Annotated in this window: 9 protein-coding genes; 5 read left to right on the top strand and 4 right to left on the bottom strand. The window is 44.6% G+C overall.

Going from position 1 to position 12,737, the window contains the following annotated elements; all coding sequences use genetic code 11:
- From AB5062_RS11625 to AB5062_RS11640, 4 genes are read right to left on the bottom strand one after another with little or no spacing between them, the layout of a single operon-like run.
- Complete coding sequence (locus tag AB5062_RS11625; protein WP_005851481.1) at positions 1-2,148, bottom strand: hypothetical protein; 2,148 nt, start codon at positions 2,146-2,148, stop codon at positions 1-3.
- Between the two features lie 5 nt (positions 2,149-2,153).
- Complete coding sequence (locus AB5062_RS11630) at positions 2,154-3,017, bottom strand: TolC family protein (protein WP_005843145.1); 864 nt, start codon at positions 3,015-3,017, stop codon at positions 2,154-2,156.
- Between the two features lie 36 nt (positions 3,018-3,053).
- Positions 3,054-4,229 carry a sugar transferase gene (locus AB5062_RS11635; protein ID WP_217315758.1) on the bottom strand — a complete coding sequence of 392 codons (1,176 nt, stop codon included), beginning with the start codon at positions 4,227-4,229 and terminating at the stop codon, positions 3,054-3,056.
- Between the two features lie 6 nt (positions 4,230-4,235).
- A complete protein-coding gene (locus AB5062_RS11640) occupies positions 4,236-4,601 on the bottom strand; it encodes a response regulator transcription factor (RefSeq protein ID WP_005843147.1) in 366 nt (121 codons plus the stop codon).
- A 355-nt stretch (positions 4,602-4,956) separates the two neighbouring features.
- On the opposite strand from AB5062_RS11640, the gene AB5062_RS11645 reads away from it, so the two are divergent.
- The 5 genes from AB5062_RS11645 (at position 4,957) to AB5062_RS11665 (ending at position 12,644) form a co-directional block, all read left to right on the top strand.
- Positions 4,957-5,691 carry an NUDIX domain-containing protein gene (locus AB5062_RS11645; protein ID WP_005843148.1) on the top strand — a complete coding sequence of 245 codons (735 nt, stop codon included), beginning with the start codon at positions 4,957-4,959 and terminating at the stop codon, positions 5,689-5,691.
- Positions 5,692-5,863: 172 nt separating this feature from the next.
- Complete coding sequence (locus tag AB5062_RS11650) at positions 5,864-7,357, top strand: xylulokinase (RefSeq protein WP_005851484.1); 1,494 nt, start codon at positions 5,864-5,866, stop codon at positions 7,355-7,357.
- Positions 7,358-7,448: 91 nt separating this feature from the next.
- Entirely contained in the window at positions 7,449-8,765 is a 1,317-nt protein-coding gene (gene xylA / locus AB5062_RS11655; protein WP_005851486.1) for a xylose isomerase, read from the top strand.
- A gap of 239 nt (positions 8,766-9,004) precedes the next feature.
- A complete protein-coding gene (locus AB5062_RS11660) occupies positions 9,005-11,497 on the top strand; it encodes an SLBB domain-containing protein (protein ID WP_032952449.1) in 2,493 nt (830 codons plus the stop codon).
- Positions 11,498-11,504: 7 nt separating this feature from the next.
- Positions 11,505-12,644, top strand: a complete 1,140-nt coding sequence (locus tag AB5062_RS11665; protein WP_005843152.1) for a Wzz/FepE/Etk N-terminal domain-containing protein — start codon at positions 11,505-11,507, stop codon at positions 12,642-12,644.
- Positions 12,645-12,737: the final 93 nt, after the last annotated feature.

Below are 12,737 nucleotides of genomic sequence, written 5' to 3' on the forward strand. Positions count from 1 at the left end.
CTATTTTCCTTTGTATTCAATGGCGGTCAGTCCGAGTTGGAACAGCCTGTATTCCATATTCTTAAAGTTCGTGTAAGGAGGTAATTGTCCTGTAAAGTCTTCCACTGTATTTCTGTCTGCTTGTGTCAGATAGAAAAGGAGGGGTACTTCTTTTTGTTTAACTTGTAACAAATGCTCATACAGTGCCTGATCCGTATTTTTCCAAGTACGGTTGGCACGGACAACCAGCAGATTGATGGATGCTTCATTTAACAAAGCCGGAGGCAGAGGATTGCTTTTCAGGACCGGGTGTTCGATTAGAAGTATTTCATCCTTTTCCAGATCGGGACATAGTTCTTTCAAATTGTTTGCCTGTACATATTGGCTGTCTTCGCTTAGAAAATCTTCATCGTATGTAATGCGGCGGACGTTTAGGCCGATGCTGCTCCAATATTCCTCTATCAGGCGGGCGACATGGGTCTTTCCGTCTTTCTCTTCTGTACTTAACAGATTGATGACCCGCTGTTCCTGTGTATTTAGATGAGGCAGTAAAGCGGTGCTGAGTTGCCTGACGGCCATCTTGTTTATGGCTTTATTATAACGTCTGTATCTTAACTTGCTTTCTCTAGGATATGCGCCGATAACTGTTCCTCCGGTAATTCGTTCTGCACGTATTTTGTCTCTGAGGGTACGGTCCAGTATTTCTATAATCAGAAAATAGCCAATGATGAAAAGTAAAGTCCCCAGTATGGATGCAAGTATAATCATGCGTGCATTGGTGGGGGAGGAGGTCAGTGGAAACAGGGGCGGATTCATGATTTTTAATGAAGCCGAGGTCATTTCCAGGTTCTTTTGTCGCAAGATGGCTGCATTCAAGGCTCCCATGGTAGACATATAGTTGCTTTCCACAAAGCCGATATGCCTTTCTTTCCGGCCCAGGGTAGCGCCGATGGGGGAGAAATAAAGGAAATCTTTATTTAAATTCTCTCTCATTATATCTCGTGCTTCCATTTGGGCTTTAGTCTTTTCGGCAAGAACTACTTGGTCAAGCCATTGGCTGATGAGTGTCTCATAAGATACATTGTTTGTACTTGCGGCTTCGGCACTTAGTTTCAGGGCAAGATTGTTGATGTTTTGTTCGGCACTACTTAACATGTTTTTTTGTTCTTCCAGCTTTTTCCGGTTCTTTTCGTCCGGAGTGATTTCCATGGTCGAGATCTGGGTGTTCAATTGGGACATTTGATGAAGTTTGTCCATAAACTCATTGTTGGTACGGATCAATTTGGCTACATCACCTAATTTATATTCATAGAAATCGATCAACGCCTTACTGGTGGAATAATTGACAAGCAAATCATTGTCCATCATCCGGTAAGTAGCGTCCATGCTTGCCACCTGTTTGGTTTGTTCTCCGTAGTTGATGATGCGGTTTTCTATATTGTACTCGATTAAAGAATCCTCGGCGGCAGTCAGCATTTTGCCCAATCTGGCCAGTTCTTCTTGAAAGAACTTGATCACATTGTTTGTTTCTCCATAGCGTAGTTCATGGTATTGTTTGACAAACTCTTCATTCAGAATCTCAAGTGTGTTATAAGCTATTCCCGGATCGTTGGCACTATAAGCAATCTCGATCATATCACTGTTTCCCAACCTGGCTACTTTTATATGTTGTGAGAGTAGAGGTACGCTGAAATAAGGGTGGGTATAATTGAGTAGTTGGTAGATGAAATTATTGACGGACGGGCGTTCAAAAGCTACCAGATTATGATAGGTCTTCTCTTCGTTTTGCTTGTCTATCAATGCCTGTAACTCTCGTGGAATACCGGAAACCAGCTGCTGGTAATGTATGGCTGAAATATAACTGGTGTTTCTTTCGGCATCTCCATAGACCAGACAGCGGGCAAGCAGTTTCAGAGATACTATTTTCAGTGTGCGTTCCGTTGTAATGATATTCATTAAATTACTCATGTGCACGGTGGCGTTTCGGGTATCGGTGGCATCTACGTTGTATCCGGAGATGATTCCTGTAAAGATGGTGGTTTTCACATCATACGTTTTTTCCAGATTTCTGGTAAGAAACCATGCTATGATACCGGCTATACATGGAAATATAACCATCCACCAACGGATACGGTAGATAAACTTGACTATGTATTTAAATAATTCCATGCTTCTTATTCCTTTTTGTCTTTTTTCTTACTTTGCCTCTTGTTTTCTTCCTGTTCCTGTATCGTTGTTTCTTGAACGTCCTTTTCTCCTTGTATGGTCAGGATGGGGGTGTGGGAGATTATTTCAAGGGTCAGCAGCTGGTCGTTAATAGTAGAGCGTAGTAAGGCAAAGTCTTGATTAGCGGCAAATTCCTGTTCTTTAGTCTTGGCCACATCATGAATAGAGGTACGTCTGTTTCTATATTCCTGTTCTGCAACAGCCGATGCACCTTTATATAAAGCTATATTTTCAGCTGATCTTTGCAATGTTTCTATATTGGATAAAATCTGGACATATAAATGAGCTATTTGTATTTTAAGGGTTTCGTATGCTTCCTGTTTTCTTAACTCGGCAATATCCACCTGGATTCGCTGGCGCTTGATTCCTCCCCGGAGGTCGAACAGCTTTTCAAAAGGAATACTGATGCCGCCTCCCACATTCCACGAAGTCTGTTCTGTACCTACATACCTGTAAATAAGTGGGGTGTTGACATCCGTATTGCTGGCCACATTGTCTGCTATACCGTAAGAAGCACTTCCGCCGGCATGGATAAACCCCAGCCAGTTCCTTTTCTCTTTCGATAGTAACTTTTTCTGTAACTGTTTCTCCTTCTCTAAAATCTGTAAGCTTGGGGTGCTGCGTGCATTCTCATAAAGGACACTTAACGGAGGCAGCTTTATCTTTGCATAATCCACATTCATATTCCCCAATATATCATCCTGTGTCACAAGAGGTTGTTGTACCGGTTGTGTTTGCTGCTCTTCCTGTTGTGCGCTTAAATGGTGGATAGAACAATACATACAGATGACAAAAAGACATACTTTACCCATATAATAAATCCCCTTTTTATTCCTAAAACAAATTATTTAAACATCTCCTTTTTGGACAAAAGCTGTCAAAGTCTTGAACAGGATTTTCATATCCAGGAAAAAGGAGAATTCTCTACCGTATTTCAAATCTAATTCTTTGCGTTCTTTAGCGGATAATTTTCCGGCATCCCCCCGTTTTTCCACCTGCCACAAGCCGGTCAGCCCGGCAGGCGCCATGAAGCGTTCGATACTTTCATCGTTTGTCAGGCGTTCGGCTTCATAGAGTGGAAGAGGACGGTTCCCCACCACAGACATGTCGCCTTTCAAGATGTTGACCAGTTGAGGTAACTCATCCAGGCTGTATTTTCGTAAAACGCGTCCTACCTTGGTAACCCGCGGGTCTTTTTCTATTTTTATGAAAGGACTTTCATCCAGTGCGTTTTGTCTGGAAATAAACTCTTCTTCCGGAATGATGAAGTCATCGGAAACCAGCATTCCGCCATTATCTATAACACCGTCATCTCCAAACATCAGTCCTCCTAATTCTTCCATCGAGAAATCTTTGGCAATCTCCGGAGTGCCTTCCGGCTGGTACTGGTTCTGACCGGCAAGGTCTTTCAGCTTTTTATCGGCGTCCGTATACATGGAACGGAATTTCAGGAAATTAAAAATGGTATAATTCGTTCCTACCCGTTTGGATTTGTAAATAACAGGTCCTTTGCTTTCCATACGTATGGCTATGGCAATCAGCAGAAAGACTGGGGACAGGAAGATTAACGCTGCACCGGAGAAAAGAATATCGAAGCAGCGCTTCCATTGGGGAAGGATAAAATGCCTCACGTCTTTTTTCTTCCGGTTATGTGCATATAGCAGTTCCTGCCGTTTATTGATGATGTCTATTTTCTGCCTTAACCGGGCGGTGGTGATGTTCAAACTGACGGTATCGTTTATTCCGCTGTTCAGATAGACTTTGCTGGCTTCGGGAGTCAGCCTGTCCGTAATGAGTACGACATATGCCTGATAGAACTTTTTCCTGAAAGCACCGATCTGTTCAATATCTCCGTTCATCTCCCCTTGTTCGTGAAGGACAATGATGTTCTCACGTACTTTCAGTCTGATACAAATTGTAATGGCATCCTGGTAGTTTTGGGCATAAATCATCTGGACATTTTCGAGCTTGCTGAATTTGCGCAAAAAATCCTTGTTCTTTCCTATATAAAGCAGAAAGGTCATGCTGATTTACTCAATGATTTTCTTAATTCTTACTTTTAACTCCATGGGATTGAAAGGTTTGACAATATAGTCTTCCGCGCCTTCTTGTAACAGGCGGATGCGTTCTGTGGTACTGTCTTCGCTGCTTAGCATAACCACCGGAATGTGTTTGAATAACTGATTGGATTTTATCCATTCCAGAAACTCGTCTCCACGCATTTCGGGCATACGGATATCTGATATAATCAAATCTGGTATGTTACCTTCCTGAAGCCATTTTACCCCTTCGATGCCATTCGGTAACCAAATACAATCATAATCACTGGCCAGATAGATTGAAAGGACTTTTGCAATTGCTATTTTGTCGTCCAAGACCAAAATTTTCTTTCTCATAGAGTAATCTTTAGATTTTAATGGGCAAAAGTAAAGAAAATTATTGTGAATAAACAACTTTATTCTATTAATTTTTTGGCGTAAAGATTGCTTTTCCTTAACCAAGTGTCTGAAATAGGGGGTTGAATGGAATAAAAGCCCTTTGGAAAAAGGGAAAAAAGAAGACGGGACAACTCCTGTACATTATATATTGTAGTGTATATGATAAGATTAAGATGTGATATTGTATGATGGATGATATTTATTATATTGAAAAATAGTGTTTTGGAACATAATAAAAATAAATATATTGTTTTGTGTAATTCGAAAAATAGTATTTATCTTTGCTGCCGGAAATGATAAAAGCCATATTACTATGTCGGAAATAAACCAGACGATTAATTTACATGTATCTGTGGACTGTGTGCTGATTGGGTTTGATGGAGAGCAGTTCCGTGTCCTGTTGGTAAGGCAGGTGGGGAAACAGTCCGAGGACGGATATAATAACATGAAGTTGCCGGGCAGCCTTATCTATGACGATGAGGATCTGGATGAGGCGGCCAAGCGGGTGTTGAATGAGTTGACGGGCCTGAAGAATGTTAAGCTTACCCAGTTTAAGGCGTATGGATCGAAAGACCGTACCCGTAACCCTAAGGATGTGCTGTGGCTGGAACGTTTTCATCGTTTGGACGAGAAGAAAATAGACCGCATTGTGACTATCGCTTACCTGACACTGGTGAAGATTGACAGACGGTTCGAACAGCTGTCTGATAAATACGATGCTTGCTGGACACCTGTGACGGAGGTGAAAAGCCTGGCGTTCGACCATTTCCAGATTTTGCAGGATGCATTGGTGCATATACGCCATTATGTGGAATATGCTCCTTCCGCAATGTTCGACTTGCTTCCCCGGAAGTTTACGGCGGCCCAGTTGCGGACTGTCTATCAGTTGATTTATGATAAGGTGTTTGACGTAAGGAACTTCCATAAGAAGATAGCGTTGATGCCATATGTAGTACCTTTGGAAGAAAAACAGGTAGGTGTATGCCACAGGGCGGCACGCTTCTATAAGTTCGACCGTTCAATATATAATAAGTCGGGAACGAAGTGATAACAGACAGATAACTTTAGCCTTGTTGTGATTGCTGTGAGAATACTCCGCCTGGTCGTTTCGGGGAATCGGTATATGTTTTGGGATTCTTCACCGGCCTTTCCTTGGAAGGATAATGCTGATAAGCATCGGGACAGAGACTATTATTTTAAAATTCTTAATTTTCAATTAAATGTACCTATTAGGTTATGATATTGGCAGTTCGTCGGTAAAGGCGAGTTTGGTAAATGCAGAGACCGGAAAGTGTGTTTCTTCTGCATTCTTCCCTAAAACAGAGGCTGCTATTATGGCTGCCCGCCCCGGATGGGCTGAGCAGGATCCGCAAAATTGGTGGGAAAATCTGAAATTGTCAACTCAGGCTGTCATGGCCGGGAGTGGGATCGGTCCGGATGGAATTGCCGCTATCGGTATCTCTTATCAGATGCACGGACTGGTTTGTGTGGATAAAGGGCAAAATGTATTACGTCCGGCTATTATATGGTGTGACTCACGGGCGGTTCCATACGGGCAGAAAGCGTTTGAGGCATTGGGGGAAACGCAATGTCTTTCTCATCTGCTGAACTCTCCGGGGAATTTTACCGCTTCCAAACTGGCATGGATTAAAGAGAATGAGCCTGCTGTATACGAACGTATTTATAAAATAATGCTGCCCGGCGATTATATCGCTATGAAACTGACGGGGGATATTTGTACCACGGTGTCCGGTTTGTCCGAAGGGATGTTCTGGGATTTTCAGGCAAATGATGTCGCGGGCTTCCTGATGGATTATTATGGATTCGACCGTTCGCTGATAGCTGATATCAAACCGACTTTTGGCGAGCAGGGGCGTGTAAATGCATGGGCTGCCAAAGAATTGGGCCTGAAAGAGGGAATTCCTGTAACCTATCGCGCCGGAGACCAGCCTAATAATGCTTTGTCGCTCAATGTGTTCAATCCGGGAGAGATTGCTTCTACGGCAGGAACATCGGGAGTGGTATATGGCGTGAACGGTGAGGTGAATTATGATCCGAAATCCCGGGTGAATACTTTTGCCCATGTAAATCATACTGCCGAGCAGACCCGTCTGGGAGTGTTGTTGTGTATCAATGGTACCGGTATATTGAATTCGTGGGTGAAACGTAATGTGGCTCCCGAAGGTATTTCTTACAGTGATATGAACAGGCTGGCGGCACAGGCTCCTGTCGGCAGTGCCGGAGTAAGTATTCTTCCTTTTGGCAACGGGGCGGAGCGTATGCTGGAAAATAAAGAGACAGGATGCTCTATATGTGGAGTTAATTTTAACCTGCATGGAAAGCAGCATATTGTTCGTGCCGCACAGGAAGGGATCGTGTTCTCGTTTAAATACGGCATTGATATCATGGAGCAGATGGGTATCCCTGTACAGAAGATTCATGCCGGACATGCCAATATGTTTCTCAGTCCTATCTTCCGCGAAACGTTGGCGGGAGTGACAGGGGCTGTAATCGAACTGTATGACACGGATGGATCGGTGGGCGCCGCCAAGGGGGCCGGCATAGGCGCGGGTGTTTATAAAGATAACAACGAGGCATTTGCCACATTGGAAAAACTGGAGGTGATAGAGCCTGATGTGGCACAGCGTACTGCTTACGATGATGCGTATGCCCGCTGGAAATCCAATCTGGAGAGAGCGATGGCTGCCTTTTAAGGACCTTCGGATAAAGAAATGGCTATCCGCCTGCGTGTTGAAAAAAGATAGTAGATAAATTAGAACAAGTTATTAAAATAAGTAAAGAATTATGGCTACAAAAGAGTATTTTCCCGGTATAGGAAAGATTAAATTTGAAGGTAAGGAAAGTAAGAACCCGATGGCGTTCCGTTATTATGATGCTGAAAAGGTAATTAACGGAAAGAAGATGAAAGACTGGTTGAAGTTTGCTATGGCATGGTGGCATACGTTGTGTGCCGAGGGCGGTGACCAGTTTGGCGGCGGAACAAAGAAATTCCCTTGGAACGGTGATGCCGATAAGGTGCAGGCTGCCAAGAATAAGATGGATGCCGGCTTTGAATTCATGCAGAAAATGGGAATCGAATATTATTGTTTCCATGATGTGGACTTGTGTGAGGAAGCCGATACAATTGAGGAATATGAAGCGAATCTGAAAGAGATAGTTGCTTATGCCAAACAGAAACAGGCTGAAACCGGAATCAAATTGTTATGGGGTACGGCAAATGTTTTTGGTCACGCACGCTATATGAACGGGGCTGCTACAAACCCCGAATTTGATGTGGTTGCCCGCGCTGCTGTCCAGATAAAGAACGCTATTGACGCTACCATCGAACTGGGTGGCTCCAATTACGTGTTCTGGGGTGGACGTGAAGGGTATATGTCTTTATTGAATACAGATCAGAAGCGTGAGAAAGAACATCTGGCTCAGATGTTGACCATCGCCCGCGATTATGCCCGGAGCAAAGGGTTTACAGGTACTTTCCTGATTGAACCCAAACCGATGGAGCCGACTAAGCATCAATATGATGTGGATACCGAAACTGTGGTAGGGTTCTTGAAAACTCACGGACTGGACAAGGATTTCAAGGTGAACATTGAAGTGAATCATGCTACGTTGGCTGGTCATACATTTGAACATGAACTGGCTGTTGCGGTAGATAACGGAATGTTGGGATCTATTGACGCTAACCGTGGCGATTATCAGAACGGATGGGATACAGACCAGTTCCCTATCGACAATTACGAACTGACCCAGGCCATGATGCAGATTATCCGCAACGGCGGTTTGGGTAATGGCGGTACCAACTTTGATGCCAAGACACGTCGTAACTCTACTGATCTGGAAGATATCTTTATCGCCCATATTGCAGGTATGGACGCTATGGCGCGTGCATTGGAAAGTGCTGCTGCTTTGCTTAATGAATCTCCTTACTGCAAGATGTTGTCAGACCGCTATGCTTCATTCGACAGTGGCAAAGGCAAAGAATTTGAAGAAGGCAAGCTGACATTGGAAGACGTAGTGGCTTATGCTAAGCAGAATGGTGAGCCCAAGCAAGTAAGCGGTAAGCAAGAATTGTACGAAGCCATCGTAAATATGTATTGCTGATCCGGCCGGAATGGTATTGCACAAGTTTTACCCTTGCAGACCTTTTTTAAGAAGGAGGGCTGTGCAATGAAGTCTGAATGAATTCTGCTAACGGATTATTAAAGAATAAATGGCTGTACACCGTCAGGTGGCAGCCGTTTTTATATTTGTTAGAGGGATATTTATGAAATAATACTCGCCTATATCGAAAATAATATCTACCTTTGCGGCTGCTAAATTACTAAGTTTATTGAATTTATATGATAAAAAAACTATTATCCGTACTGGTCTTAGTTTTTGCCCTCTCAGGTTCTGTGCTTGCACAGCAATCTATGAGTGACCAACAGGTGTTGGAATATGTGAAGACGGGCATGCAACAAGGAAAAGACCAACGTCAGATTGCTACAGAGTTAGCCCGTAGAGGAGTGACACAAGAACAGGCTAAGCGTGTAAAGAAACTTTATGAACAGCAAAATGGGTCTGCTGATAAAGACGCAAATGCAACGATGCAAAATCGGAACCGTTTGCGTGAAAAGACAAAGACGCAGGAAGATATCTATGTAACAGAGAATTTTACTTTCGACCAACGTCCGGTTGCGGGCAGAGTGGTAGGGAAGAACTTGTCGGACAGTGTTTCTGCCAATCGCTATTACGAGGGGATGGGCATGGGCGATATGGAAGAAATGCAGAAGGATAAGGTGTACGGACGGGACATTTTTGAAACCAGAAACCTTACATTCGAGCCGAGTGTGAATCTGGCTACTCCTCCTAATTACCGTCTGGGGCCGGGTGATGAGGTAATCATTGATATCTGGGGTACAAACCAGGCCACCATCCGCGATAATGTATCTCCGGACGGATCTATCACGATCCCCGATTTGGGATTGATTTATCTGAACGGCATGACTATTGCCGAAGCCAACCAATATTTGCGTAAAGAACTGAATAAGATTTATGCAGGGCTTGATAATGAACAGAACCCGTCCTCACAAATCAAGGTTACTTTGGGAAACAGCCGGACGATCCAGGTGAACGTGATGGGGGAAGTGTTCCAACCGGGAACTTATGCATTGTCTTCTTTCTCTACCGTGTTTCATGCACTGTACCGTGCCGGTGGCGTGAGCGATATCGGTAGCTTGCGCAATATACAAGTAGTGCGCGGAGGACAGAAAATCGCTACCGTAGATGTGTACGATTTTATTATGAAAGGTAAAATCAATGATGATATCCGCTTGCAGGAAGGCGATGTGATCATCGTTCCTCCATACGAGGCGTTGGTTAGCATAGAGGGTAATGTGAAACGCCCCATGAAATACGAGATGAAAAACAACGAAAGTGTTGCCACGTTGTTGAAGTATGCCGGTGGATTTTCGGGGGATGCCTATACCCGTTCTCTCCGCATGATTCGTCAAAACGGAAAGGAGTATCAGATTTATACGATTGATGATATTGATTATTCCGTATTCCAGGTAAAAGATGGTGATGCGCTGACTGCTGAAGCTATTCTGGACCGTTTTGAGAACAAGCTTGAAATCAAGGGGGCTGTCTATCGTCCGGGCATTTATCAGTTCGGAGGAACCTTGAATACAGTCCGCCAACTGGTGGAAAAGGCTGAAGGCCTTATGGGTGATGCCTTTACAGGACGTGCGGTGTTGCATCGCGAGCGCGAGAATCTGAAGAAAGAGGTTATTCAAGTAGATATAAAAGGCATCATGGACGGTACTGCACCCGATGTACCTTTGCAGCGTAATGATGTGCTTTATATTCCCAGTATTCATGACTTGGAGGATGTGGGAAGCATCATGGTGTATGGTGAGGTTGCCCGTCCGGGTGAGTTCGCTTTTGCCGACAATACGACTTTGGAGGATATTATAATCCAGGCTGGCGGATTGATGGAATCGGCTTCTACCGTCCGTGTGGATGTTTCCCGCCGTATCAAGGATAGCAAAGGTACGGAAGCGGTTTCCACCATAGGACAAATGTACTCGTTTTCTCTGAAAGACGGTTTTGTGATAGACGGAGAACCGGGTTTTGTGTTGCAGCCATACGATCAGGTATATGTGCGTAAGAGCCCTGCTTATCAGGAACAGGTGAATGTGCAGGTGACCGGTGAGGTTTTGTATGAAGGTGATTATGCGCTGACAGAGAAGAGCGAACGTCTTTCCGATTTGATCAAGAAGGCAGGTGGAGTGACTCCGTTTGCTTATATCAAAGGGGCCCGTTTAAGCCGTCGTATCAATGCCGATGAACGCAAACGTATGGAAATGGTTCTGGATATGGCCAAGACTGGAAAGGACTCCATTGATGTCAACCGGCTGGATTTGGGAGATATCTATTATGTGGGTATCGATTTGGAAAAAGCGATGCTTAAACCCGGCTCCAGTGCGGATATCGTATTGCGTGAGGGGGATGTGATTGAAATTCCCGAATACAACAACACGGTACGTATCAGCGGGGCTGTGATGTATCCCAATACCGTTTCATTTGAAGATGGCAAGACGTTGAAATATTATATAGAGCAGGCCGGAGGTTATGGTTTCCGTGCGAAGAAGAGCAAGGCGTATATTGTATATATGAACGGTCAGGTGAAGAGAGCGAAGAAGGGTAGCCGTGAGCTGATCCAGCCGGGCTGTGAGGTGATTGTTCCGGTGAAGGAAAAGAGCAACTGGTCTTTGCAGAACACCTTGTCCATAGCAACCACCAGTGCGTCGTTGGCTACTATGATTGCATCTATTGCTAATATCTTAAAATAGAAACAGTATGGCGGAAGATAAGAATTATACGAATAATACGGAAAGACCACGGGAAGACGAGGAGTTGGAAATTGATTTGATGGAGTATGTCCGTAAGTTGTGGGCTGCCCGAAAGATGCTGCTGAAGGTTGCCGGAATAGGTGCTATTGTAGGGGTGATTATCGCTTTGAGTATTCCCAAGCAATATACGGTGGAAGTGACATTGTCTCCCGAATCCGGTAAAAGCGGAGGGGGGAGCCTGTCGGGAATGGCTGCCATGCTGGGGATCGGAGGCATGAGTCTGGGCAGTGAGGCGGATGCGTTGAACGTATCTCTTTTCCCGGATATAGTAGCGTCTACTCCTTTCATTCTGGAACTGTTTAATGCACATGTCACTACGTTGGACGGTGAGGTGGATACTACTTTTGTAGCTTATCTCGATGAGCAGAAAGCTCCGTGGTGGGGTGCTGTTATGGGATTGCCCGGGGCGGCTATAGGCGGGGTGAAATCTCTCTTCTCCGATAAGGAAGAGGAAGAAGGGAACAGGCTGGATCCTTTCCACCTGACAGAAGATCAGGCGAAGAAAGTGGAAGCCATGCGTAAGGCGATTACTGCTGATGTGGATAAGAAAACCGGCATCACCACAGTGACGGTGACTTTGCAGGACCCGATGGTTACGGCCGCCATTACAGACACGGTAGTGGTGAAGCTTCAGGAGTATATCACAGCGTACAGGGTCTCCAAAGCCCAGCAGGATTGTGCTTATCTGGAACAATTGTATAAGGAACGCCAGCAGGAGTATTATGTAGCCCAGCAGAATTATGCCAATTACATGGATGCCAACAAGGGGGTTGTCCTTCAAAGTGCTTTGACGGAGAGAGAACGGTTGCAGAATGATATGAATCTGGCATATCAGGTGTATAGCCAGGTGGCTACCCAATTGCAGGTGGCACGGGCCAAAGTACAGGAGGCCAAACCTGTATTTGCCGTTGTGGAACCTGCCAGTGTGCCGTTGCTGCCTTCGGGAACCAGCAAGAAGGTGATTCTTGTCGGATTTATTTTCCTGGCAGTGGCGGGCGCTTCCGCATGGATCTTGTTCGGACGTGAATTCTTTGAAAATCTGAAGGCAGGACTTAATGCTCCTCAGGAGGGGATGGAGAAGAAGTGATATAAAGATATTGACCTATAAAAACAGGGTGCATCTCTTTCGTAGGAGGTGCACCCTGTTTTTATAGGTCAATCTTCGGAAATGTTGCCCTGA

This window comes from Phocaeicola sp. RTP21359st1_B8_RTP21360_211022 (genome assembly GCF_040911965.1).
Taxonomy (GTDB): Bacteria; Bacteroidota; Bacteroidia; order Bacteroidales; family Bacteroidaceae; genus Phocaeicola; species Phocaeicola vulgatus.